This window comes from Dietzia sp. oral taxon 368, from assembly GCF_002999155.1.
Classification (GTDB): domain Bacteria; phylum Actinomycetota; class Actinomycetes; order Mycobacteriales; family Mycobacteriaceae; genus Dietzia; species Dietzia cinnamea.
Genome location: NZ_CP027238.1, coordinates 2,012,190 through 2,036,591, shown reverse-complemented (window position 1 = coordinate 2,036,591; position 24,402 = coordinate 2,012,190). Strand labels below are relative to the sequence as shown.

22 protein-coding genes and 4 pseudogenes are annotated in these 24,402 nt (G+C 70.1%); 16 read left to right on the top strand and 10 right to left on the bottom strand.

Going from position 1 to position 24,402, the window contains the following annotated elements; translation table 11 throughout:
• From C3V38_RS09530 to C3V38_RS09520, 3 genes are all read right to left on the bottom strand, one after another.
• A complete protein-coding gene (locus tag C3V38_RS09530; RefSeq protein ID WP_061229438.1) occupies positions 1 to 765 on the bottom strand; it encodes an ABC transporter permease in 765 nt (254 codons plus the stop codon).
• A 268-nt stretch (positions 766 to 1,033) separates the two neighbouring features.
• The gene (locus C3V38_RS09525) at positions 1,034 to 1,951 is read right to left on the bottom strand and encodes a 3-oxoacyl-ACP reductase (protein WP_106385664.1); all 918 of its coding nucleotides are present in this window, start codon (positions 1,949 to 1,951) and stop codon (positions 1,034 to 1,036) included.
• Positions 1,952 to 1,958: 7 nt separating this feature from the next.
• The gene (locus C3V38_RS09520) at positions 1,959 to 2,153 is read right to left on the bottom strand and encodes a ferredoxin (RefSeq protein WP_061229450.1); all 195 of its coding nucleotides are present in this window, start codon (positions 2,151 to 2,153) and stop codon (positions 1,959 to 1,961) included.
• 107 nt (positions 2,154 to 2,260) lie between these two features.
• Between C3V38_RS09520 and C3V38_RS09515 the strand changes: the two genes are divergently transcribed.
• Genes C3V38_RS09515 through C3V38_RS09500 form a run of 4 tightly spaced genes read left to right on the top strand, consistent with a single transcriptional unit; the run spans position 2,261 to position 7,001 of the window.
• Entirely contained in the window at positions 2,261 to 3,523 is a 1,263-nt protein-coding gene (locus C3V38_RS09515; protein ID WP_106385663.1) for an acyl-CoA dehydrogenase family protein, read from the top strand.
• A 1-nt stretch (position 3,524) separates the two neighbouring features.
• Complete coding sequence (locus tag C3V38_RS09510; protein WP_106385662.1) at positions 3,525 to 4,586, top strand: acyl-CoA dehydrogenase; 1,062 nt, start codon at positions 3,525 to 3,527, stop codon at positions 4,584 to 4,586.
• Positions 4,583 to 6,247 carry an AMP-binding protein gene (locus tag C3V38_RS09505; RefSeq protein ID WP_106385661.1) on the top strand — a complete coding sequence of 555 codons (1,665 nt, stop codon included), beginning with the start codon at positions 4,583 to 4,585 and terminating at the stop codon, positions 6,245 to 6,247. Before C3V38_RS09510 ends, C3V38_RS09505 begins: the two co-directional genes overlap by 4 nt.
• Before the next feature lie 34 nt (positions 6,248 to 6,281).
• A complete protein-coding gene (locus C3V38_RS09500) occupies positions 6,282 to 7,001 on the top strand; it encodes a hemolysin III family protein (protein ID WP_254425942.1) in 720 nt (239 codons plus the stop codon).
• Between the two features lie 119 nt (positions 7,002 to 7,120).
• On the opposite strand, the gene C3V38_RS09495 is transcribed toward C3V38_RS09500, so the two are convergent.
• The 4 genes and pseudogenes from C3V38_RS09495 to C3V38_RS09480 form a co-directional block, all read right to left on the bottom strand.
• Entirely contained in the window at positions 7,121 to 8,227 is a 1,107-nt protein-coding gene (locus tag C3V38_RS09495; protein WP_174705803.1) for a nitronate monooxygenase family protein, read from the bottom strand.
• A gap of 2 nt (positions 8,228 to 8,229) precedes the next feature.
• Positions 8,230 to 9,225: pseudogene (locus C3V38_RS09490) on the bottom strand (AMP-binding protein); the annotation flags it as partial.
• Complete coding sequence (locus C3V38_RS09485) at positions 9,222 to 10,196, bottom strand: IS481 family transposase (RefSeq protein ID WP_106385357.1); 975 nt, start codon at positions 10,194 to 10,196, stop codon at positions 9,222 to 9,224. The pseudogene C3V38_RS09490 and the gene C3V38_RS09485, both read right to left, overlap by 4 nt.
• A 111-nt stretch (positions 10,197 to 10,307) precedes the next feature.
• Positions 10,308 to 10,955 (bottom strand): annotated as a pseudogene (locus C3V38_RS09480) (AMP-binding protein); the annotation flags it as partial.
• An 81-nt stretch (positions 10,956 to 11,036) separates the two neighbouring features.
• On the opposite strand from C3V38_RS09480, the gene C3V38_RS09475 reads away from it, so the two are divergent.
• From C3V38_RS09475 to C3V38_RS09460, 7 genes and pseudogenes are all read left to right on the top strand, one after another.
• The gene (locus C3V38_RS09475; protein ID WP_106385659.1) at positions 11,037 to 11,843 is read left to right on the top strand and encodes a crotonase/enoyl-CoA hydratase family protein; all 807 of its coding nucleotides are present in this window, start codon (positions 11,037 to 11,039) and stop codon (positions 11,841 to 11,843) included.
• An 88-nt stretch (positions 11,844 to 11,931) separates the two neighbouring features.
• The gene (locus tag C3V38_RS09470; protein ID WP_007632417.1) at positions 11,932 to 12,285 is read left to right on the top strand and encodes a response regulator transcription factor; all 354 of its coding nucleotides are present in this window, start codon (positions 11,932 to 11,934) and stop codon (positions 12,283 to 12,285) included.
• A gap of 492 nt (positions 12,286 to 12,777) precedes the next feature.
• Positions 12,778 to 13,032: pseudogene (locus tag C3V38_RS18335) on the top strand (HEAT repeat domain-containing protein); the annotation flags it as partial.
• A 107-nt stretch (positions 13,033 to 13,139) separates the two neighbouring features.
• Positions 13,140 to 13,340, top strand: a complete 201-nt coding sequence (locus C3V38_RS18085) for a hypothetical protein (RefSeq protein ID WP_254425941.1) — start codon at positions 13,140 to 13,142, stop codon at positions 13,338 to 13,340.
• Between the two features lie 46 nt (positions 13,341 to 13,386).
• Positions 13,387 to 13,593, top strand: a pseudogene (locus tag C3V38_RS18080) (hypothetical protein); the annotation flags it as partial.
• Between the two features lie 78 nt (positions 13,594 to 13,671).
• Positions 13,672 to 14,154 (top strand): hypothetical protein, encoded by a 483-nt coding sequence (locus C3V38_RS18075; RefSeq protein WP_254425939.1) that lies wholly within the window; start codon positions 13,672 to 13,674, stop codon positions 14,152 to 14,154.
• Positions 14,151 to 15,215 carry a cell wall metabolism sensor histidine kinase WalK gene (locus C3V38_RS09460; protein ID WP_129591180.1) on the top strand — a complete coding sequence of 355 codons (1,065 nt, stop codon included), beginning with the start codon at positions 14,151 to 14,153 and terminating at the stop codon, positions 15,213 to 15,215. Before C3V38_RS18075 ends, C3V38_RS09460 begins: the two co-directional genes overlap by 4 nt.
• A 6-nt stretch (positions 15,216 to 15,221) precedes the next feature.
• Here C3V38_RS09460 and C3V38_RS09455 read toward each other — a convergent pair whose 3' ends face one another.
• Both C3V38_RS09455 and C3V38_RS09450 read right to left on the bottom strand, forming a co-directional pair.
• Entirely contained in the window at positions 15,222 to 16,682 is a 1,461-nt protein-coding gene (locus C3V38_RS09455) for an aldehyde dehydrogenase family protein (RefSeq protein ID WP_106385656.1), read from the bottom strand.
• Positions 16,679 to 18,358 carry an acyl-CoA synthetase gene (locus tag C3V38_RS09450; protein WP_174705774.1) on the bottom strand — a complete coding sequence of 560 codons (1,680 nt, stop codon included), beginning with the start codon at positions 18,356 to 18,358 and terminating at the stop codon, positions 16,679 to 16,681. Before C3V38_RS09450 ends, C3V38_RS09455 begins: the two co-directional genes overlap by 4 nt.
• A gap of 165 nt (positions 18,359 to 18,523) precedes the next feature.
• On the opposite strand from C3V38_RS09450, the gene C3V38_RS09445 reads away from it, so the two are divergent.
• Entirely contained in the window at positions 18,524 to 19,363 is an 840-nt protein-coding gene (locus tag C3V38_RS09445) for a DUF1707 domain-containing protein (protein ID WP_106385654.1), read from the top strand.
• Between the two features lie 81 nt (positions 19,364 to 19,444).
• Here the strand turns inward: C3V38_RS09445 and C3V38_RS09440 are convergent, their stop codons facing one another.
• On the bottom strand, positions 19,445 to 20,479 hold the full coding sequence (locus C3V38_RS09440; protein ID WP_106385653.1) for an LLM class F420-dependent oxidoreductase: 1,035 nt from the start codon (positions 20,477 to 20,479) through the stop codon (positions 19,445 to 19,447).
• 90 nt (positions 20,480 to 20,569) lie between these two features.
• Between C3V38_RS09440 and C3V38_RS09435 the strand changes: the two genes are divergently transcribed.
• The 4 genes from C3V38_RS09435 to C3V38_RS09420 are packed head-to-tail and all read left to right on the top strand — an operon-like array spanning position 20,570 to position 24,402.
• Positions 20,570 to 21,631 (top strand): Zn-ribbon domain-containing OB-fold protein, encoded by a 1,062-nt coding sequence (locus C3V38_RS09435; RefSeq protein WP_254425938.1) that lies wholly within the window; start codon positions 20,570 to 20,572, stop codon positions 21,629 to 21,631.
• Between the two features lie 10 nt (positions 21,632 to 21,641).
• On the top strand, positions 21,642 to 22,706 hold the full coding sequence (locus tag C3V38_RS09430; RefSeq protein ID WP_106385651.1) for a thiolase domain-containing protein: 1,065 nt from the start codon (positions 21,642 to 21,644) through the stop codon (positions 22,704 to 22,706).
• Positions 22,703 to 23,884, top strand: coding sequence for a thiolase domain-containing protein (locus tag C3V38_RS09425; RefSeq protein ID WP_106385650.1), 1,182 nt, complete (start codon positions 22,703 to 22,705; stop codon positions 23,882 to 23,884). Before C3V38_RS09430 ends, C3V38_RS09425 begins: the two co-directional genes overlap by 4 nt.
• On the top strand, positions 23,884 to 24,402 hold the full coding sequence (locus C3V38_RS09420; RefSeq protein ID WP_106385649.1) for a nuclear transport factor 2 family protein: 519 nt from the start codon (positions 23,884 to 23,886) through the stop codon (positions 24,400 to 24,402). The genes C3V38_RS09425 and C3V38_RS09420 overlap by 1 nt, the downstream gene beginning before the upstream one ends.

Genomic DNA, 24,402 nt, shown 5'->3' with positions numbered 1-24,402 from the left:
TCACGCCCCCAGGACCTTGACGCCGACAGCGGTGATGACGGTGTTGACCACGAACAGGCACATGAAGGCGAAGACGACGGTCTCGTTGACCGCGCTGCCGACCTCCTTCGGCCCGCCGCGGACGTAAAGCCCCTTGTAGCAGGCGACGAGCCCCGCCAGCAGCCCGAACACGCCGGCCTTGATCTGGGCGAGGATCAGCTCGCCGAGCCCGGTCAGCAGGGTGATGCCGTTGACGAACGCGCCCGGGTTGACCCCCTGCAGCAGCACGGAGAACAGGAATCCACCGAGGATGCCGATCGTGCACACCAGTCCGTTGAGCAACAGCGCGACGAACGTCGAGGCCGCCACTCGCGGCACGACGAGCCGCTTGACCGGGTCGATCCCCAGCACCTCCATCGCGTCGATCTCCTCGCGGATGGTGCGCGCGCCGAGGTCGGCACAGATGGCGGTCGCGCCCGCGCCCGCGACGATGAGGACGGTGACCATCGGCCCGACCTGGGTGACGGCACCCAGCGCGGCGCCGGCTCCCGACAGGTCGGCCGCGCCGATCTCACGCAGCAGGATGTTGAGGGTGAAGCTCACCAGTACCGTGAACGGGATGGCTACGAGCACGGTGGCCATGGTCGACACGCGAGCGATGAACCAGGACTGCTCGATGAACTCGCGGCCCTGACGGACGATCGAGGGGAAGGAGACGAACGTGTCGAGGGTCATGGCGAAGAACTCGCCGACGCCTTTGAGCGGAGCATCGAGGACTCTCGCCATTGGTGCCCCCTCCCGTCTGTCTTCCCTGCGGACCACGCGACACCGGGTCACGAGAGCCGATCCGCTGAACAAGTGACCATTTTGGTGTGATCGCGGTTACACGATATCTAGAACGCGTTCTATCTGGCAAGGGCTTCCCCCCACCCCCGTCCGGAGGCCCCGCCTGCGGTGTCCGGGGAATCTAACACGGCAGGTGGGGCGCCCGAGTCGTCCCCGGTGCGGTCAACTCGCGACCACACCGGGGACGTCACACAGGACGGGGCCCGGGTCAGAGCTTCATGATCTCCGCGGCGGAGAAGGACTTGCCCTCCGGGCGGTCTGACCAGTGCCCGGAGACCGCATCGGCGAACCCGCGGCGATCCCACACACCGCCGGCGGCGTCGAACCGCTTCTCGACCACGGGTGCCTCGACGAGGGCCACCATGCCGCCATATACCACGAACAGCTGGCCGTTGACCTGTGCCGCCGCCGGCGACGCCAGGTACGACACGAGGTCGGCGACACGATCCGGGGAGAGCGGGTCCGGCCCCTCGGACTCGTCCCACGCCTCGAATACACCCTCGGTCATGCCGGTGCGGCCGCGCGGAGCGATCGCGTTGGCCGTGCACCCGATGCGTTCGAGCACCCGGGCCGCGGACAGGGTCAGGGCCGTGATACCCGCCTTGGCCGCACCGTAGTTCGCCTGCCCGGGAGGGCCGAAGAGCCCGGCCTCGGACGAGGTGTTGACCAGTCGCCCGAAGACGGGCCCCTCCGCCTTCTTGCTCTCGGCCCGCCAGTGGGCGGCCGCGTTACGGGTCAGTAGGAAGTGCCCGCGCAGGTGCACCCTTATCACCGCGTCGAAATCCTCGTCCGACATGTTGAACAGCATCTTGTCGCGGGTGATGCCCGCGTTGTTCACCACGACGTGCAGCCCGCCCATCCCGAGCGCGGCCGCCACCATCGCGTCCGCGGTCTCCCGCTCGGAGACGTCGCCCACGACGAGCTCCGCCCTGGCGCCGGCGGCCTCGATGTCCGCGATCACCGAGTCCGTGGCCTCGGAGGACCGGACGTCGTTGATGACGACCGCCGCCGCGCCGGAACGGGCCAGCTCGACCGCCTCCGCTGCACCGAGACCGGAGCCCGACCCGGTCACGACGGCGACCCGCCCGTCCAGCGACAGATCGGCATCCAGGGACTGCTGCGTCATAGTGATGTCACTCCTTGATCTCGAGTGCCGCCATCGGGCACTTCTCCACTGCCTTGCGGGCCCGCTTCTCGAGCTCGGCGGGCACCTCGTCCACGACCACGCGGACGATCTCGTCGTCGTCACCCAGCTCGAACACCTTGGGCGCCAGGCCGACACACACGGCCTGTCCTTCACAGCGGTCGGGATCGACTTCGATTCTCATGCCGTCCTCCTCGGTCGCACCCACGGCAACCATGGCCGCGAGATGGTTGGATACTATGTGAGTCACGCCACTAGAACGTGTTCCACTCACCGATGAGCTTAGGGCATATGGACATCACCTACACCACCGACCAGGAACGTCTGCGCGGAGAGCTGCGCGAGTACTTCGCCGCGCTCATGACCCCCGAACGGCGCGAGGCCTTCACCTCCACCACCGGCGAGTACGGACACGGCGACGCGTACCGCGAGATCGTGGCGGAGATGGGCCGCGACGGCTGGCTCACGCTCGGGTGGCCCGAGGAGTTCGGTGGGAAAAACCGGCCGATGATCGACCAGCTCATCTTCACCGACGAGGCGGCGATCGCCGGCGTGCCGGTGCCCTTCCTCACCATCAACTCCGTCGCGCCGACCATCATGGCGTTCGGCTCCGACGAGCAGAAGAACTACTTCCTGCCCCGGATCAGCCGCGGCGAACTGCACTTCGGTATCGGCTACTCCGAGCCCGACTCCGGAACCGACCTGGCCTCCCTGCGCACGCGCGCGGTGCGCGAGCCCGGCACCGGCGGGTTCGAGGGGCAGGACGTCTACCGGATCAACGGCCAGAAGATGTGGACGTCCCTGGTGGCCTACGCCGACTGGATCTGGCTGGCCGCGCGCACGGATCCGGACGCTCCGCGCCACAAGGGCATCTCGATGATCGTCGTACCCACCGATGCCGAGGGTTTCTCCTGGACCCCCGTGCACACGATGGCCGGCCCGGACACCAGCGCCACCTACTACCAGGACGTAGTCGTCCCCGCGAGCAACCTCGTGGGCCCCGAACACGGCGGCTGGCCGCTCATGACCAACCAGCTCAACCACGAGCGCGTCGCCCTCACCTCCGCCGGGCCGCTTCAGGCCTCGCTGCGGCAGGTGGTGGCCTGGGCACGCACGACGCCCGGCGCGGACGTGGGTCTGCCGGGCGACGGTCCGGTGATCGAGATCGAATGGGTCCGCGCCCACCTGGCCCGCGTCCACGCGATGGCCGAGTACCTGGCCCTGCGCAACTGGGAGATCGTCTCCGCCGACACCGCGGCCCCGACGCGCATCGCCGCGTCGGCGACCAAGGTGTACGGGACGGAGACGGCCTGCGAGGCCTACCGCCTGCTCATGGAGGTGCTCGGATCGAGCGGTTATCAGCGCGCCCACTCCCCCACCGCCGCCCTGCACGGGCGCATCGAGCGACTGCACCGTTCGGCGCTCATCCTCACCTTCGGCGGCGGCACCAACGAGGTCCAGCGCGACATCATCGCCACCGCCGGCCTGGGTCTGCCACCGGCGCCCCGGGTCTCCCCCGCTGCCACCGGCGCCGGACCCCGGAAGGAGCACTGACATGGACTTCTCCGTCGACGACACGACCTCCGAACTCACCGCCCTCGTCCGCGACATGGGCGAGCGTCTGGTCACCGACGAGTCGCTGCGCGAGCTCGACGCCCGGTTCGGCCCCGGCACCGAATCGGGCGGAACGGACAAGGACACCGCCCGCTTCCACGCCCGGTTCTGGGATGAGCTCGTCCGGGCCGGCGTGCCCGCGGCCCTGGCGCCCGAGCGACTCGGAGGTGCCGGGCTCGGCGTCGTGGGCGAGGCGCTGGTCATGCGCGAGCTCGGCCGTGTCCTCGCACCCGTCCCCCTGTCTTCCGCGATCCGCGCCGCTTATCTCCTCAACGCCCTGGGCGGGTGCGACCCGGACCTCGCCGACGGCGTGGCCACTGGGCGCATCATCGCGGCGGTCGCCGACGGCGATGCCCTCGAGGTCGACTGGGCACCGATCGCCTACCTGTACCTGCGAACAATGCCTGACGAACTGTTGATGCCGGGCGAGTTCAGCGTCGAGCGCACAATCCCGATTGATTTCTCGTGCGCCGGGATCGTCACCCCCGCGGTTTTCCACACCGAACCCCTTCACAGGGATCCCGCCGAGTTCGACGCCCTGCGCCGCCGCGTCCACCTGGCCGCCCACCAGTGGGGTGTCATCGAGGCCGCGCTCGAGCGCACCGCCGCATACGCGGGCACGCGGCACCAGTTCGGCCGACCCATCGGCACCTTCCAGGCCGTCGCCGCGCGCCTTGCCGACGGGATGATCGACGTCGATGCCGTGCGACTGTCCACCCTGCGCGCCGCCTACGAGCTCGACGCCTGCGCAGGCGCCCCGGGCGCCACCGCCCACGCGGCCGTTGCCTCCGCCCACTTCTGGGCCTGCGAGGCCGGTCACCGACTCGCGCACACCGCCGTCCACGTCCACGGCGGCGTCGGCCTGGACCGCTCGGAGCCCGCGCACCGCTACTTCCTCGCCGCCAAGGCGAACGAGTTCCGGCTCGGCGGCGCGACCCGACAGCTCCTCGACCTCGGCGACGTGCTCGCCACCTCGGGCGACCCCTGGGACTACCCGGCGTGAGCGGCGCGGTGAAGACCATCGCGGACGTCGCTGCCCGGCCGTTCACCTCCGTCGCCGACGCCGTCCACGCCCTGTCCGCCGTCGGCGACCGCGGCATCTGGTCCGACGACCGGCTCACGCCCTGGTCGAACGCCGTCCGCGCGTCGGCCGTGCGGATCGCGGCGCTGCGGGAACTGATCGCCTCGTCGTCGTCATCACCGCCGCGCACACCCCACATCGGTCTCCTCATGTCCGGCACCCCCGAGTATCTCCACCTGCTCGGCGCGGCAGCGTGCTCGGAGATCGTCGTGGCCGGCCTCAACCCCACGCGCCGCGGCGAGGCGCTCCTGCGCGACGCGGCGCTCGCGGACTGCGCACTCATCCTCACCGACGCCGACAACGAGGCGCTCCTCCACGGTCTCGTCCCCGGCATCCCGGTGGTCAACGTGGACTCCCCCGAGTGGGCCGCGCTGCTCGACCGTCACGCCGACGCCGCGCTCCCCGCGGTCACGGACGTGCCGACCGGCCCCGACGACCTGGTGGCGCTGGTCTTCACCTCCGGCACGAGCGGCGACCCCAAAGCCGTTCGGATCACGCAGAACAAGATCTCCGTGCCCGGCCGCATGCTCGCCGAACGGTTCGGCATCGGCCCGGGCGACTGCGTCTACAGCGCGATGCCGCTGTTCCATTCCAACGCCGTCATGGTCGCCTGGCCGATCGCCCTGTTCTCCGGCTGTTCCATCGCGCTCCGCCGCCGGTTCTCCGCCTCCAACTGGCTCGACGACGTCCGGCGCCACGGCTGCACGTTCGCGAACTACGTCGGCGCGCCCCTGTCCTACATCCTCGCCACCCCCGAGCGGACCGACGACGCCGACAACCCCATGCGTGTCGTCTACGGCAACGAGGCCCCCGCCGATGTGAGGCGCGAGTTCGCGCGCCGATTCGGCGTGACCGTGGTCGACGGGTTCGGCTCGAGCGAGGGCGGCATCTCCGTCACCCGCACGCCCGAGACCCCCGACGCCGCGCTCGGACCGCTGCCGGCCGGGGTGCTCGTCGTGGACCCCGAGACCGGCGAGGAGTGCCCACGCGCCCGCTTCGATGACGCGGGCGTCCTGCTCAACTCCGACGAGGCCGTGGGTGAGATGGTCGCCGACGGGCCGGGCCTGTTCTCCGGGTACTACGGCGACCCCGCCGCCGACGCCGAGAGGATGCGCGGCGGCCGGTTCCACTCCGGTGACCTCGCGTACGTCGACGACGACGGATGGGTCTACTTCGCGGGCCGGTCCGGTGGCTGGATGCGCGTGGACGGGGAGAACCTGGCGGCCGCACCGATCGAACGCGTACTGCGACGCCACCCCGATGTGGCCGAGGTCGGCGTGTACGCCGTGCCGGCGGGGACCGTACGCGGCCCGGCCGTGATCGGCGACGCCGTCGCGGCGGCGGTGGTGCCGCGCGAGGGCGCAGACGCCTCGGCCCTGGCGGACGGGTTCGACGATTTCCTCGCCGCCCAACCCGACCTCGGCCCCAAGCAGTGGCCGTCGCTGCTCCGGGTCACATCGGCGCTCCCGAGGACCGCGAGCTTCAAGTTCCGGGCCCGCGACCTCACCTCTCTGGGGACGAACCCCGCCGGGGACCGGGTCTGGGTCCGCCCCGACGGGGCGGGAGCGTTCACCCCCGGATGAGGTCCTCGGTAGGTTTCAGGGTGTGGACCACGCCGTGAACCCCGACCTGAAGCATCCCGCCGGCGACGGCATCAACGACGATGCCGTCGCCGCCGATGACGACTTCGGCATCTCCTCGCCCGTCCCGCCCAAGCCGCTACTGCGCGGGTGGATCCACGCCGGCACGCTGCCCGTGGCGGTCGCGTTGGGTGTCGTGCTCACCGTGCTCGCCGAGGGGACGGCGCTGACCTGGGCCTGTGCCGTGTTCCTGGCCACCTCGACGTTGCTGTTCGGGATATCGGCTCTGTACCACCGGGTGAACTGGAGGCCACGGGCCGCAGCCCTGATGCGCCGTCTGGACCACAGCAACATCTTCCTGCTCATCGCCGGGACGTACACGCCCATGACGGTCGCGGCACTGGAACCGCCGACCACCCAGATCCTGTTGACGCTCGTGTGGTCGGGGGCTCTGCTGGGGATCCTGTTCCGCCTGTTCTGGCTGTCCGCGCCGCGCTGGCTGTACGTGGTGCTGTACATCGGTCTGGGGTGGACCGCCGTGTGGTTCGCCGGCGACCTCATCACCGCCAACCTGGCCGCCGTCATCCTGGTGCTGGTCGGCGGGGTCGCCTACACCGGCGGCGCGGTGGTCTACGGCCTCAAGCGACCCGACCCGGCACCCGGCGTCTTCGGCTTCCACGAGGTGTTCCACACGTGCACCGTGATCGCGTTCGCGTGCCATTGGGCCGCGATGCTGCTGTTCGTGCTGGGGAGCTGACGACACCGGTTCGCCGGCCTCAGGCGCCTCAACACTAAATCCGCTACTCCGGATCCGGATTCGCTACTCCCAGAGAGGTAGCGGATCCGGGTTCGGAGTAGCGGATTTGCGTGGATGGGTCAGCCGAGCGTGCCGCGCAGCCGTTCGACGGCGGCCTCGTACTCGGCCACGATCTGCTTCATGGTCTCGGCGACCGGGACCACGCCGTCGAGCGAGCCGATGATCTGCCCGGCAGGCATGGCCACGATCTCGGGATCCTGCGCCTCGGAGATCCGCTGGTGCGCCTCGGCGACGAGCAGGTTCTGTAGCGGCATGGGCAGCGGCTGCGGGGCGTCGGCGGCCGCCCACGCGTCCGTCCACTTGCTCTTGAGCAGGCGGGCGGGCTTGCCGGAGTAGATGCGGGTTCGGACGGTGTCCCGGCTGGTCGCCGCGACGAGCGCCTTCTGCATGGTCCTGGACCCGCCGTCCTCTCCGTATTCGGAGGCGGTGAGCCAGCGCGACCCCATCCAGGCGCCCTGGGCGCCCATTCCCACGACCGCCGCGACCTGCGTCCCGTCGCCGATCCCGCCGGCGGCCAGGACGGGCGCGCGCCCGTCGAGCGCGCGGACGATCTCGGGCACGAGCACCATCGTCGCGACCTCGCCGGTGTGCCCGCCGGCCTCGCCGCCCTGAGCGATGATGATGTCCACCCCGATCTCGACGTGGTCGAGGGCGTGCTTGGTGGCGCCGGCCAGCGCGGCGACCTTCAACCCGTTCTCGTGGGTGAGGTCAATGATGTGCTTCGGCGGAGACCCGAGCGCGTTGGCCACCAGCACCGGCCGGTGCCGGAGGGACGTCTCGACGTGAGACTGCGCCACCGAGTGGAGCCAGCCGAGGACGCCGGCGTTCTTCGCGGCGTCGTCGCCCAGCGGCGGCACCCCGAGGTCGTCGAGGACGCGATTGACGAAGGACTTGTGCTCTTCCGGGATCATCGCGGCGATGTCGGAGGGGCTGCCCTCGGTGGGCACCTTGTTGGGCATGACGATGTCGACGCCGTACGGCTTGCCGTCGGTGTTCTCGTCCATCCAGGTCAGGGCCTCGTCGAGCTCCGCGGCGTCGTTGTACCGCACGCAGCCCAGCACCCCCATCCCACCGGCGCGGGTCACGGCGGCCGCGACCGCCTTGGACGGGGTGAACGCGAAGATCGGATACTCGATCCCGAACTCCTCGGTGAGAGAGGTACGAATGCTCACTTTCTGATCTCCTGGCTGTCGTCGGCGGGACTGGACGCGGCGATCTCCGCGGCCCAGCGGTAGTCGGGTTTGCCGGCGGGATTGCGCTTGACCGACGGCTCGACCCACAGCGCGCGCGGGCACTTGTACCGGGCGATCTCCTTGCGCGCGTACTCGTTGAGCTCCTCGATCGGCGGGCACTTCCCGTCGCGGGTGTGCAGCACCGCGGCGACCTTGTGACCCATCCGCTTATCGGGGACGCCGATCACCAGGGCGTCGAAGACGTCGGGATGCGTCTTGAGCGCGGCCTCGACCTCCTCCGGGTGCACCTTCTCGCCGCCGGTGTTGATGGACACTGAACCCCGGCCGAGCATCGTGACGGCGCCGTCGGCCTCCACGCGGGCGTCGTCCCCGGGGATGGCGTAGCGCCTGCCGTTGAACGTCTTGAACGTCTCGGCGGTCTTGGCCTCGTCTTTGTAGTAGCCCAGCGGGATGTGGCCGGTGCGAGCCACCTTGCCGATGACGTCCGAGCCGGGCTCGACCTCGTTGCCGTCGGCGTCGAGGACGGTGGTCTCGCCGTCGATCTTCACCCGCGGCCCGCCGGTGTGGGTCTTGCCCTTCTCCGCCAGCGCGATGCCCGAGAACCCGGTCTCCGAGGAGCCGATCGAGTCCGAGATCATCGCGCCCGGGAAGGCGTCAACGAACTGGTCCTTGACGAACGGTGAGAACAGGGCCGCCGAGGAGCCGAGGTAGAACAGCGACGACGCGTCGTACTTCTCCGGGTCCCACGCCTCGATCATCGGCCGCGCCATGGCGTCGCCCGTGATGAACATGAGGTTGATCTTGTGGTCCGTCACAGCCTGCCAGACCGCCTCGGGGTCGAACTCCGGGATGAGGACGCTGGTGTGGCCGGCGAACAGCGCCATGAGGATGGCCCACTGTGCGCCGCCGTGGATGAGCGGCGGCAGGGCGCACCGGACGAGCACGCCGCCCTCGACGGCCTTGTTCGCTAGCTGTACTGTCCACGCAGGTTGTGTACGCGGTCTGCGGGTGAGGCGCCTCTTAGCGCGGTGTGGCCGCGGTGGAAATTGTAGTGGTGCAGGAAGGCCGGTAGACGTGCCGCGCGGTCGGCTTCGCAGGAATAGGGTTCGGCGTAGGCCCATTCCTCGAGCATCGTGCGGTTGTAGCGCTCGACTTTGCCGTTGGTCTGCGGCCGGTACGGGCGAGTGCGCTTGTGCGTGACCTCGGTTCCGAGGGCGTCGGCGAAGGCATGGGAGCGGTAGCAGCTGCCGTTGTCGGTCAGGACCCGGCGCACGGTGATACCGGCATCGGCGAAGAAGGCCTCGGCCCGCTTCCAGAACTCGGCCGCGGTCTCCTTGCGCTCATCTTCCAGCAGCTCGCTATAAGCCAGCCTCGAGTGGTCATCGACAGCGTTGTGGATGTACCAGTAGCCCATTCGACGCTTGCTGTTGCGCTTTCCCTTGGCTCTGCCGAGGACCTTGTGACCACCGCCATCGGGGATGCGGCCGAGCTTCTTGATGTCCACGTGCACCAGATCGCCCGGTGCCTCGTGCTCGTAGCGGCGCACCTGCCGCTTGCCGGCACGCACCGGGGCGCCGGTGGCCGGGTCGGTGAACGACAGGCGCAGACAGCCGTAGCGGGACAGGATCTTGTGCACGGTCGAGGGCTGCATGCCCAGGTGGTAGGCAATCCGGGCCGGCCCCCACCGGCGGGACACGCGCAGGCCGATCACCCGCCGCTCCCGCCGCCGCGGTGTCCGGCCCGGGCTGTGGTGGGGCCGGCTGGAGCGATCGACCATGCCGTCCTTGCCGTACTCGCGATACCGGTTGACCCACTTGCGCACGGTGCCCACCGAGACGTTGAACCGCTCGGCAGCACGGACACGGGTCCAGCCGTCCTCGACGACACACCGGGCCAGACGCAGCCTGCCCGTCGGAGTCAGCGGGGCGTTACCGTGGGACATGAAGACCTCCGTTGTGAGTGTGGTTGCTTTGTCGCTTTCACACCTCACACGGAGGTCTTCCTTATGTCAGCCCGCCATGCCGACCAGTGACACAACGTCCGTGGTCAGTACAGCTAGCTCCCACTCGTCGGCGACGCGTTCGCCGGTGAGGAAGTCGATGCCGCCGCCGAGGACCATGAAGACGTCCTTCTGACGCCACATCACGCCCTTGGGCGAACCCGTGGTGCCGCCGGTGTAGAGCATGTAGATGTCGTCGTCCGACCGCTCACCGAAGTCGCGCTCCGGTGACTGCGCCGCCAGCGCCTCGTCGTAGTGCGCGACCGTGACACCCTCGGGAGCGGCCGGGTCGGGCCCGTCGGTGCCGTCCTCGACGACCAGACAGTGCCGCACGCCCGGCGTCCGGGGCAGGGTCTGCTCGAGGATGTCCGAGTACCGCCGCTCGTGGATCACCGCCACGGCGTCGGAGTTGTCGAGCAGGTACTCGAGCTCCGCGGACACGTAACGGAAGTTGACGTTGACCATGACGGCGCGGATCTTGAAGATCGCCACCATGGCTTCCACGGCTTCGACGGTGTTGCGACTGTAGACCGCGACCTTGTCGTCCGGTCCCACCCCCACGGACTGGAGGTGGTGCGCGAGCCGGTTGGCCCGCTCCTCCAGCTGCCTGAACGTGAGGGACCGATCCCCCTGGACGAGGACCAGCCTGTCCGGTACGCGGTCCACGCTGTGCTCGACCAGATCCCCGATGGTGTATGCCATGGCCCCAAAGTAGAACCTGTTCCGCCCGCGTGGTGTGGGTTACATTCGATCGCGTCCTGAAGAGATCCCGCAGGAGGCCCCATGACCACGACCGTCACCCCGGAGGACCAGCACCTGCTCACGGAGCGGCGTGGGCATGTCCTGATAGTCACCATGAACCGTCCCGAGGCGCGTAACGCCCTGTCGGGCCCGATGATGCGTGGCATGGAGGCCGCCTGGGACCTCGTGGACTCCGACCCGGACATCCGGGCGTGCATCCTCACCGGCGCGGGCGGTTTCTTCTGTGCAGGCGCTGATCTCAAGGCGATGAACAAGGACGCCCCTGGCGACAAGTTCGCCGGTGGTGGCTGGGATCTGACGAAGCTTCCCGCGCTGCTCAAGGGGCGCCGGTTGAGCAAGCCGCTGATCGCCGCGGTCGAGGGCCCGGCCATCGCGGGCGGCACCGAGATCCTGCAGGGCACCGACATCCGCGTGGCCGGCCGGTCGGCGAAGTTCGGTGTCTCCGAGGCGCGCTGGGGCCTGTACCCCCTGGGCGGCTCCGCGGTGCGCCTGGTCCGCCAGATCCCGTACACCGTGGCGATGGAGGTGCTCATGACCGGCCGTCACCTGTCCGCCGATGAGGCCGAGCGATTCGGCCTCATCGGCCACGTGGTCGACGACGGCTCCGTCCTGGACAAGGCGCTGGAGATCGCCGAGGCCATCGCCGCCAACGGCCCGCTCGCCGTCCAGGGGATGATCGAGACGATCCGTCGGACCGAGGGCATGCACGAAGAGGAGGCCTTCGAGGTCGACGCCGAGGTGGGCGGGCGTGTGTTCGCCTCCGCCGATGCGAAGGAGGGCCCGCGGGCCTTCGCGGAGAAGCGTAAGCCCGAGTTCCGGGGACAGTGACTACCCGTGTCCATACCTGCCTATAAGGTCGACTCGACGATCGTCGACGAACGAGGGTGGGGACATAAGTGGCGCAGGACCGCGGGTAGTGATCGCCGACGACGACGAGGACATCCGCGAGCTGGTCGCCTTCAAACTCTCCAACGCCGGGTACGAGGTACGCGCGGCCCGGGACGGGGTCGAGGCCCTGGAGGCGATCACGAGCTTCGAGCCGGCGTTGGCGATCCTCGACGTCATGATGCCCGGGCTCTCCGGACTCGACGTCCTGCGCCGGCTGCGTGACGGGGAGGGCCCCGCCGACTGCCGCGCGCTGCTGCTCACCGCCCGGGCCCGCGACGCCGAGGTCGACGCGGGGTTCGCCGCCGGCGCCGACGACTACGTGATCAAGCCGTTCAGTCCGCGGGAGCTGCTCCGCCGGGTCGACGCGCTGCTCGGGCGCTAGCCCCGCGGGACCCACAACGTGCTGCCCTCCTACGACGACCCCTCGCCCTCCCTGCTCGACGACCTCGCGCCGGAGATCGCCTCCGGCGTCCTCACCGCCTCCCTGTGGGCCCTCATCGCCGCGATCGGTGTACTCGTCGTGGTGATGATCTGGGCGCACGTCGCCCGGGTCAGCCGCAGCCGCCGTATCGCGCGCATTCTCGAGCCGCTCCGCCCGCGTCTGCTGGCGCTCGCCGCAGACGAGGAGCCCGACGACGAGGCGCTCGGGAAGCTCGGCAGATACCGCGAGCGGGTCGTCGACCGGGCGGTCCTCGACCTACTCGGCAAGGTCCGCGGCGGGGCCGCCACCGCGCTGGTCGACATCCTCGAACGGCACGGCACCGTCGAGGGCGCGCTCCGCGGCGTCCACTCGTGGTCCGCCACCACCCGCGCCCGCTCCGCCCAGGTCCTCGGCGCCACCCGGCGCACCGAGTACTCCCCCGTGCTGGCCGGCATGATCTCCGACCGCGACCGGGCCGTGCGCTCGACCGCGGTGCGCGACGTCCGCGAGGCGGTCCGGCGCGGGCTCGACGACCCGGACCCCGGCGTGCGGTACGTCGCCGCCACCGTCGCCTCGCGTGGGGGCATGGCCTCGCTGCTGCCCAGGGTCCTCCAGATCTTCCGCACCGACCGGGACGAGCGGGTCCGCGCGGCGGCCGCGCGCACTCTCGGGGTGATCGGCGACGCTCGCGTCATCGACGATCTCGGCCGCGCACTGGCCCCCGCGAACCGGCGGCCGTCCGCCTGGCCGCCGGCGCCCTGGCCTCCCTCGGAGGGACCGGCCGCGAGGTTCTCGTCGAGACCCTCCGGCAGGGCGTGCTCCCGCCGGAGATCTGCGTCCGCGACACCGCGGCCACGTCACCCGCCGACCTCGCGGCCCTCGCCTCGCTCGGCGCGGTCACCGCACTCGGCATCCGTGACCGCAGGCCGGACCTGTACGCGATGGCCGCGACCGCCCGCCGGGCCGCCGAGGACGACCCGGAACGCGCCTCACAGGAGGAGGAGCCCACCCCGTGATCGAGACCCTCCGCGTGGTGATCGCGACGCTGCTCGACGTGATCGCCTGGCCCATCCTCGTTTATTTCCTGCTCATCAGCTCCTCGTACCTGGTGCTCGTGATCGCCGCGGCCGTCGACTTCAGGGAACGCGTCGTCGTCGTCACTCCGGTCGTGTCGAACGGCTCGGCAGCCACACTGCGCCGGGGGTCTCGGTCGTCGTCCCCGCCTACAACGAGGAGGCCGGCGTCGTCGAGGCCGCCAGGTCCCTCCTCGGCCTCCGATACCACCGCCACGAAGTAATCGTCGTCAACGACGGGTCGTCGCCGCGGATTCAGCACCGAGAAGGTGTCATGAGCCCGCGCGAGAAGCAGGCGCCCGAGGTCTCGCGGATCCTGCGCGACAAGAGCCGCCAGATGCTGATCCTCGTCGTGGTGGTGGCGCTGCTGGGGCCGCTGCTGCTGCTCCTCCAGCACCAGCTCTCGCAGCGCACCAGCACCGTCTACACACCGGTCGTCGACACCACGAGCCACCTGGTGATGGCGATGCGGTGGGCCCAGTCCGACCTGCGGATCGATCGCGTCTACGACGTACCGGGGGCGGAGGACCGACTGCGGGCGCTCAAAGCCGACTCCGACGAGACGCTCGCCGAGTCGGACCGGCTGATCGGCGACGACGCCGAGTTCGCCCCCGCCCTGGCCAGGCTGACCACCTCGTCCTCGAGCTGGTGGTCGTACGCCGACTCGATCGTGGGGATGGAGGAGGGTACTCGGCCGCCGACGATCCGACCGCCCGCGCGCGATTCGTCAGCGCGCTGGCCGACTTCTCCGAGATGATCGCGGCAGCGGACTCGATCCACACCGTCGCCAGCGACGAGCGCGTCCGGATGCGGGGCCTGCGGACCTGGGTGCTGGTCGGCGGCTCGGCGGCGGCCTTCGCGATGACCCTCGCCGCCGCCCTCGCCATCGTCCGCGGGACCCGTCGGACCGCCGAGGAGATCGTCGACCCCATCGAGGAGATGGCCGCCGTGGCCCGACTCGACACGGTGGGCGGCCGGGGCACCCGGGCGCGCACCGACGACGGGCCGGCCGAGGTACGCGCGCTGGCCCAGGCCTTCAACACCCTGCTCGACACGCGGGACGACTATGAGGCCGGGCGCGAGGAGCAGCTCAGCAGGCTCGAGGAGCTGGACCGGCAGAAAGACGCATTCGTCTCCACGGTCAGTCACGAGCTGCGCACTCCGCTCGCGTCGATCGTGGGCTACACGGAGATGCTCTGCGACGGCGACCGCGGGGAGCTGACGAGCGCGCAACATCGCCTGGTCGGGGTGGTCCAACGTAATGCCGACCGCTTGCGCGGACTCATCGAGGACCTGCTGATCCTCAGCCGCATCGAGGCGCAGAACCTCGATATCGCCCACGAGCGGCTGGACCTCGACGAGGTGGTGGGGAACGTGACCGAGTCGCTGCAGCCCGCGGCCGACCGCGCGGGCCTGGCGCTGGTCGAGCAGGTCGAGCCGGCCGAGGTCATCGGTGACGCCCTCCTGCTGGAGCGGGCCGTGACCAACCTCGTCAGCAACGCGATAAAGTTCACGCTCGGAGGTGGATCGGTCACCGTCGGCCTGACCGTCGACGAGCACGTCGCCACCATCACGGTCGCCGACACGGGCAGCGGCATCCCCGAGGCCGAACAGGAACACCTCGGCACCCGGTTCTTCCGGTCGAGCACCTCCCAGCACCGCTCGATCCCCGGGACCGGCCTGGGGGTGAACATCGTGCAGGCGATCGCCGACGCGCACGGCGGCGGCCTCGACTTCGACTCGGTGGAGGGCGAGGGCACCACGTTCCGGCTGACGGTCCCCCTGTGGAGCGCCGGTGCCGCGTCGCCCACCACCTGAGCCGGGCTACAACCGCAGACGTGTCCGCGTCCGCATCGCGCCGAGGTACGCCGAGGCGAGCCGCCTCTTGCCCCGTGTGAACGGCGGTACCATGAGCTGCGATACGTCGGCGTCGAACGAGTGCAGCGCCACCGCCCGCTCGTGCGTGAACGTTCGGAATCCATAGTGACCGTGGTAGCCACCCATGCCCGAGTTGCCGACGCCGCCGAAGGGGATGGAGGAAGAGGCCATCCCGACCCCGAAGTCGTTGCCGTAGATGCTGCCGGAGCGCGTCCGGTCGGCGACCACCTCGAAGCGCTCGTTCTTCTCCCCGTACCAGTACAACACCAGCGGGCTTGGTCGGTCGGTGACGTACCGGATCGCGTCGTCGAGCGTGTCGTAGGGGAAGACGGTGAGGACCGGGCCTAACACCTCGTCGGAGTCGATCTTCATGTCCGGTGTGACGCCGGTGAGCAGGGTCGGCGCGATCTTGCGGGTCACCGGGTCGGGGAGCCGCTCGGCCGCCGGTGCGGCGTCGCGTCGGCGTGCGCCCTTGGCGACGGCGTCGTCGACGAGCCCGACGATCCGCTCGTAGTTCGACGCGTTGACGGTCGAGGTGTACTCGGGGTTGCCGACGATGGCGGGGAGGGTGGCGCGCCACTGGTCGAGGACGGTGTCGCAGAACGTGTCGAGCCTGTCGCGAGGGACGAACACGTAGTCGGGGCACATGCACACCTGACCGCCGTTGACCATGCGGGCCGAGGCGATGCTGCGGGCGGCCCTGTCGACGTCGGCACTGGAGTCCACCACCACCGGGTTCTTGCCGCCGAGCTCGAGCGTCACCGGGGTGAGATTCCGCGCTGCGTCGGCTGCCACCGACCTGCCCACCCCCGGCGATCCGGTGAAGAACAGATGGTCGAAGGCCAGGGTGGAGAAGTCCGAGCCGCGGCCGTGCTCCGGGCCGGCGACGGCGAGCTCGTCCACGGAGAAATACTCGGGTGCACGCCGGCACAGCACCTCGGTGGTGCGCGCGGTGACGGACGACGGCCGCATCATCACCCGGTTGCCGGCGCCGAGGGCGGACCCGGCGGGGACGATCGTCAGGTACAGCGGGAAGTTCCAGGGCCCGATGATGCCGACGACACCCTTGGGGTCGTGGCGGACCTGCTGTGTGAAGCCGACCGCCTCGAGCGCCCGCGAGACACGGGTGGGCCTCATCCACTTGCGCACGTGGGCCCGCTGGTGGTCGAGGTCCGGTATGGAGGAGGCGATGTCGGTGAGGGTGGAGAACGTCTCCGGTCGGGAGCCGTAGTCCTCGCGCATCGCCTCGGTGAGCTCTGCGGCGTTGTCCAGGACGAACTGCTTGAGCCGGTGGATCCGGTCGCGGCGGACTGCCGCTCCGGGTTGTGGGTCAGCGAGGAACGCCAGGCGCTGCCGCTCGAGGATCTGGGCGAGGGTGAGGTCGCGGGCGGTGGGAGTGCTGGTCATTTGTCCAGACTAGGGCTCGCCGCCCGCTCGGGGCCGTACTTCGCGTCCGCCCAGTAGGGGTCCTTGAGCGTGCGCTTCATGAGCTTGCCGTTGGCCTGGCGCGGCAGCTCCGCCACCACGTCGATGGTGCGCGGAATCTTGTACTTGGCCAGCCGCCCGGCCAGGCCCTTCAGGATCTGCGCCTTGAGCTCGTCGGACTCGGTAAAGCCCTCGGCCAGCTCGACGACGGCCTTGACCTCCTCGCCCCAGTCCTTGTGCGGGATCCCGAACACCGCAGCGTCGCGTACCGCCTCGTGGCGCGTCATCTCGGACTCGATCTCGGCCGGGTAGATGTTCACGCCGCCGGAGATGATCATGTCGTTCTTGCGGTCGCACAGGAACAGGTAGCCGTCGGCGTCGACGTACCCGATGTCGCCCATGGTGAACAGCTCGCCGACGTAGGTCTTCGCTGTTTTTTCCTTGTCCTGGTGGTACTCGAATTTGGAGCCGTGCATCTGTAAGTACACATTGCCGGTCTCGCCGGTGGGCACCTCGTTCCCGTCGTCGTCGAGGATCTTCAAGGTCGTGGTTGTCCACGGCCTGCCCACGCTGCCGGGCTTGCGCAGCCACTCCTCACCGGTGATGGTGCAACCGCCGCCCTCGGTGCCGGCGTAATACTCGGTGAGCACCGGGCCCCACCAGTCGAGCATCGCCTGCTTGACGTGCTTCGGACAGGGCGCGGCGCCGTGGATGATCGTGCGCAGGCTCGACACGTCGTACTTCGCGCGCACGTCCTCGGGCAGCTCGAGCAGCCGCGAGAACTGGGTGGGCACCATGTGCGACTGGGTGACCCCTTGCGCATCGATGAGCCGCAGCATCTCCTCGGGCGTCCACTTGTCCATGAGCACCACGGCCTGGCCCAGGTTGAGCGAGATGGTGACGAAGTTCAGCACGGCCGTGTGGTACAGCGGCGAGCCGCAGATGTGGACGTTGTCCGGCGCGTGGATGTTGAAGCCGGCGAAGAAGTAGTAGTTGGGGACCGTCACCTGGTCGGGGCTCGCGCCGGTGAGCGGCCGGCGCACGCCCTTGGGGCGGCCGGTGGTTCCACTGGTGTAGAGCATCGGTGCGCCGAGGGTGCGGTCCGAGGGAAGCGACGACGACGAGGCCTCCCCCGCCCCGTCACCCGCAGCCGGGCTGGTCAGCTCGGCGAGCGGACGAAATCCGGGGACGTCGCCGATCGCGTAGCAGCGGGCCATGTCGAGGCCCGCCTCGGCTGCGGCGACTCCTGCGACGTCGGCGAACCGCTGGTCCGCGATGAACACGGTCGAACCGGAGTTGTCGATGATGTACGCGACCTCGGGGCCGGTGAGGTGCCAGTTGGCGGGCGCCACGTAGAGACCGATCTCCAGCGCGGCGTAGTAGACCTCGAGGAATTCGATCGAGTTGGGCGCCAGCAGCACGATGCAGTCACCGGTCTTCAGGCCCAGGTCCTGCAGGCCGCGCGCGTAGCCGTGCGCGGCCTCGGCGAGCTGGCCGAAGGTCACCTGGCGACCGGACTGGTCAGCGGAGCCGCCCTCGATCACGGCGACCCGGTCGGGCTCGGCCTCGGCGATGCGGTAGACGCTGGTCACGTGCTCGCCGGTCCGCGGATCCAGGATTCCGGCGTCGGCGGGGACGGTTGGCGTAGGTGCACTCATGCGCCTCACGATAGAACGTGTTCTACTCTAGTGGCGGTCTTTCTCCCCGACGATTCGGTTTGCGCGCGGCTCGCTTGGTACGGCGACCTTCGGCCTCGGCGGCCAGGAACGTGAGGTCGAGGCTCCCAGATGATCTGACCAGGCCCGGCGGTTACGCTCTCGCTCATGGCGAAGCACCGTACCCGCGCATCCGACGCCCAGCGCACCGCCGTCCAGCAGGCCCTCGACGAGGCCTTCGCGGCGGGCCGGCTCGACCACTTCGAACACTTCGAGCGAATCCGGACCGCCACCAAGGCCACGTACATCGACGAGCTACGCCCGCTCGTGGCCGACCTGCGCGGCGGTGACGACGACCTGGGATTAGACGGCGATGACGACGACAACGCCGCCACCGGCTCCGGGTACGCCGGTCGGGATGCCCGTCGTCGTGAAAACCTCGGCCACGCGAAGCGGGGATGGACCATCGGGATCGCGGTCGCGGTGGTGGTGCTCGCGATCGCCGGCGGGGCGATCGCCGCCTCCGTATCGGACACCCCCTCGAATCCCGCGTCCACGGAGCACGCTTCGGTCCCCGGCCCGCTCCACACCGCAGAGGGGATTGAGCGCGTGATCAGCTCGGCGAAGATCGAGTTCGCCGGCCTGGACCTCGACACCTTCAGCATCCACGGCACCAGCGCCGGCGCCATGTACGAGGACCCGGCCGAGCCCGGGAAGCGCCTGAGCTACCAGTTCCGTGGAGGCGAGTGGACGCAGTCGGGTTTCCATTCCCGGACCGAATCGACGACCTTCCGAATCGCCGATATCGACTCGGCCGTGATCGATCAGACCATCGCGTCGGCCCCGGAAGAACTCGACATGTCCGGCGCGAGGCTGAGCCATGTGAGCGTGTTCGCGGACCCGCTCGGCGAACCGGAGTACGCGGTTTCCCTGATCCACGGGGACGGCATGGGCACCGCCACCTTCGGTCCCGACGGCCAGCTCCGTAAGGCCGACAAGCCGGACTGAGGGCACAGCGGCTCCGGGCGCGCACGCCGGTCAGGCCCGGAGGCGGGGCCGGGCGAGCGGGCGCGACGGGCGCCGCTGCGCTCAGTCGATCAGCTGCGCGATCCGCTCGATCTCCTCGACCGTCCGCGCGGTCACCACGAGCATCGTGATGCCTGCGGCCTCCCACTCGGCGATCTGCTCGCGCACCTGCGCCTCGTCGCCGATGATCGCCGTGGCCTCCACCATCTCGTCCGGCACGGCGGCCGCGGCCTCGTCCTTGCGGCCGGCGCGGAACAGCTCGGTGATGCGGTCCACATCCTCGGCGAACCCCATCCTGCGGAACGCCTCGGCGTGGAAGTTCTTCTCCTCGGCCCCCATGCCGCCGGCGTACAGCGCGGTGAACGGCTTGTAGGCGTCGATCACGCCGCGTCGGTCATCGGTGATGTGCAGCTGGCACAGGAACGCCACCTCGAAGTCCTCGCGGGTGCGCCGCGCGCCGGGACGGGCGAAGCCCTCATCGAGCCAGGAGTTGAACTCGGACGCCGTGCGCGGCGAGGCGAGGAAGCCCAGCCAGCCATCGGCGATCTCGGCGGCCAAGGCCACGTTCTTGGGCCCCTCGGCGCCCAGCCAGATGGGCACGTCCTCACGCAGCGGATGCAGGATCGACTTGAGCGGCTTACCGAAGCCGGAGGCGTCCGCCCCCTGGTAGGGCAGCGCGTAGGCGGGGCCGTCGGAGGTCACGGGCTCCTCGCGGCGCAGGACCCTGCGGATGATGTCGATGTACTCGCGGGTCCGGGCGAGCGGCTTGGCGAACGCCTGCCCGTACCAGCCCTCCACCACCTGCGGCCCCGAGACACCCAGCCCCAGGCAGAAGCGCCCGCCGGACAGGTGGTCGATCGTCATGGTGGTCATCGCGGTGGCCGTGGGCGTACGGGCGGAGAGCTGCACGACGGCGGTCGACAACCGGATGTTCTCGGTGAGTGAGCCGTACCAGGCCAGCGGGGTGAACGCGTCGGAACCCCAGGCTTCTGCGGTGAAGACGGTGTCGAACCCCGCCCTGTCCGCGGCCACCACGAGGTCGGCGTGATTGGTGGGCGGCTGCGCGCCCCAGTATCCGAGCTGCAAGGCGAATTTCATGGACACAGTGTGACCCACGCCTCCGGATTCGCGCGACGCACTCCACGGAAAGCCGCACAGGCTACGGTGGAACGTGTTCTACTTACGGCCGTGACGTTCAGAAGGATCGTTGTCGATATCACCTCGCCGGACAAGCCCGTGCTGTCCGCCTCGCTCACGCCGTCCTTCGACTACACCAGGTCGACCGGCCCCGTGCTGGGAGCGTTCTTCACCGGCCTCCGCGACCGCCGCATCGCGGGCACCCGCGACTCCCGGGGCACCGTGCACGTCCCGCCGGTCGAGTTCGACCCGCATACGCGGGCGCCGCTCACCGAGACAGCGGAGGTCGGCTCGGGCGACGGGGTCGGCGGCGTCGTCGTCGCCTGGACCTGGGTTCCCGACCCCACCGACGTCAACCCGCTCGACACCCCGTTCGCCTGGGCGCTCGTGCGGTTCGACGGCGCGGACACCGCCATGCTCCTCCCCCTGGCCGCCGACGGTCACGAGGCCGTCAGCACCGGAATGCGCGTGCGCGTGCGGTGGGCGGCCGAGCGACGTGGCGACGTCCACGACATCGCGTGCGTGGTCCCCGAGGGAGACGACGACGACAACACCGCCGCCACCGACGCCCCGCCCACTGACGGCGAGCCCACCCCCGCCGAGCCCGCTACCGCCGAACCCGCTGCTGCCGAGCCCGTCTCGGGCGTCGTCACGCCCATCGGCCTAGCGGTCACCCACACGGCCGCGCCCGCGGAGAGCGAGTTCCTGCGCGCCATCGTGGAGGGCCGGGTGCTGGGGCGCCGCCGCTCCAACGGCCCCGAGGTCTACGTCCCGCCGCGCGATTACTGCCCGTCCGACGGGGTGGCCATGGGCGAGTACATCGAGGTCGCCGACACCGGGACCGTCACCACGTTCGGCATCGTCAACGTGCCGTTCGCGGGGCAGGAGATCACGCCCCCGTACGTCACGGCCTACATCCTGCTCGACGGCTCCGACGTGCCCGTCCAGCACCTCGTCCTGGGCTGCGAGGCCTCCGCGGTGCGGATCGGGATGCGCGTGCGCGCGGTGTGGGCGCCGGAGTCCGAGCGGCCCGCGTCCATGAAGGCCATCACGCACTTCGAACCCAGCGGTGAGCCCGACACCGATCCCGTCACCGTCGCCGCACACCTGTAGAGGACACCTCGTGACCCACAGTGCTCCCAGGGACGTGGCCGTCATCGGTTTCGCCCACGCCCGCCATTCCGAGTCCACGTTCGGCACCACTAACGGTGTCGAGATGCTCGCCCCGGTCTTCGCCGAGTGCTACCGGCAGACCGGCCTCGACCGCACCGACATCGAGTTCTGGTGCTCGGGCTCGTCCGACTACCTGGCCGGCCGCGCCTTCTCCTTCATCTCCGCCGTCGACTCGATCGGCGCCGTGCCGCCGATCTCCGAATCGCACGTCGAGATGGACGCCGCTTGGGCGCTGTTCGAGGCCTACCTCAAGATCGCCGCCGGTCACGCCGACACCGCGCTGGTCTACGGCTTCGGCAAGGCCTCGGCCAGCACCGACCTCGACACCGCGCTCGCGCTGCAGCTCGACCCCTACACCGTTGCCCCGCTGTGGCCGGGCCGCCACCATGTGGCCGCGCTGCAGGCCCGGTCCGGCATCGACGCCGGGCGCTGGTCGGAGGCCGAGATGGCCGCCGTCGCCGGCCGCGCACACGGCCGGGACGCCATTGAGCTCCTGGACGAGCCGTACATCGCCGACCCGCTGCGCCGCCACGACTGCCCGCCCGTCACCGACGGCGCCGCCGCGATCATCCTCGCCTCCGGCGACTGCGCCCGCGAACTGGTCGCCGACCCGGCCTACATCTCGGGGATCGAGCACATCGCCGACTCCGCCGAGTTCGGGGCGCGCGATCTCACGGACTCGCCCTCAGCCCGTGCTGCCGCGGTCCGGGCGAGCGGCTCGTCGTCGTCGGATCGTCCCGACCTCGGCGGCGTCGGCGTCGCCGAGCTGCACACCCAGTACACGCACCAGGAACTGCTCCTCCGCGCGGCGCTGGACCTGCCCAGCGACGTCGTGGTGACCCCGTCGGGCGGCTCGCTGGTCGCCGACCCGCTGTTCTCGGCGGGGCTCGAGCGCATCGGCTACGCCGCCGAGGCCATCTGGTCCGGAGCCACCGAGCGCGCCCTGGCCCACGCGACCAGCGGCCATCTGCTGCAGCAGAACCTCATCTGCCTCCTGGAAGGACGCGCCGAATGAGCGCCCACAGCTCCGGCCTGCCCGCCGCCGTGCTCGGCACCGGTCAGACCCACCACGTCTCCCGCCGCACCGACGTCTCCATGGCCGGCCTCTGCCGCGAGGCCATCGACGCCGCCATGGCCGATGCCGGAGTGGGCTGGGACGACATCGACGCGGTGATCGTGGGCAAGGCCCCCGACCTGTTCGAGGGCGTCATGATGCCCGAGTTGATGATGGCCGACGCCCTGGGCGCCGTGGGCAAGCCGCTCCTGCGCGTGCACACCGCCGGCTCCGTCGGCGCATCCACCGCGATCGTGGCCGCCTCCCACGTCCAGTCGGGGCGGTATCGCCGCGTGCTGGCCGTGGCGTGGGAAAAGCAGTCCGAGTCCAACGCCATGTGGGCCCTGTCGCTGCCCGTGCCGTTCACCGCACCGGTCGGCGCCGGCGCCGGCGGTTACTTCGCCCCGCACGTGCGCTCCTACATCCGGGGCACCGGCGCCCCGGAGCACGTGGGCGCCATGGTCGCGGTCAAGGACCGGCTCAACGGCTCCATCAACCCGTACGCGCACCTCAAGCAGCCCGACATCACCGTCGACACGGTGCTCGAGGGCCAGATGCTGTGGGACCCGATCCGCTTCGACGAGACCTGCCCGTCCTCCGATGGCGCGTGCGCGATCGTGATCGGCGACGCCGAGGCCGCCGAGGCCATGGAGTCCGACGGCCGCCAGGTCGCCTGGATCCACGCCACCGCCCTGCGCACCGAGCCGGGCACCTTCGCCGGACGCGACTACGCCAACCCGCAGGCCAGCCGCGATGCCGCGGCCGCTCTGTGGGCCGAGGCCGGGATCACCAACCCGGCCGAGGAGATCGACGCCGCCGAGATCTACGTCCCGTTCTCGTGGTTCGAGCCCATGTGGCTGGAGAGTCTCGGGTTCGCGGAACCGGGCGAGGGCTGGCGCATGACCGAATCCGGCGCCACTGCGCGCGACGGCTCGCTGCCCGTCAACCCGTCCGGCGGCGTCCTGTGCTCCAACCCGATCGGCGCCTCGGGCATGCTGCGGTTCGCCGAAGCGGCCCGCCAGGTGATGAATCGCGCCGACGAGCACCAGATCCCCGATGCCCGAAGGGCCCTCGGGCACGCCTACGGCGGGGGTTCCCAGTACTTCTCGATGTGGGTCGTGGGAACGGAGCGTATGTGATGAACAACCCCTACCTGGACGAGACCGGCCAGTACCGGCCGCTCGAGTTGAGCGAGGCCGCCCTGGCGAGTCCGGCCTACGCCGCCGCCCGCCGATCGTGGGCCGCGACCAACGCCGGTGACCGTGACGCCTGGCTCGCCGGATGGTCGCCCGAGGGTTGCATCGAGGACCCCGTCGGTCCGTCGATGTTCGACGCCGAGGGCATCGGCCACCGCGGTACCCAGCGGCTGTTGGAGTTCTGGGAGAAGGCCGTTGCCACCCCGGACCACATCGAGTTCCGCTTCGACCGCGGGATCGCCGCCGGCGACGAACTACTGTGCATCGGCACCATGCGCACGCATATGGGCTCCAGCATCATGGAGATCGACATCGGCGTGGACTACCGCGTTGACTCCGACGGCCGCCTGGTCTCCCTCCGCGCCTTCTGGGAGCAGGACGTCGCGCTGACCTCTGGCCTGCGGCCGCTGACCGACGACGACAGGGCGGCCATCGCCGGCGCTCTCCGGAAGGACACCTGA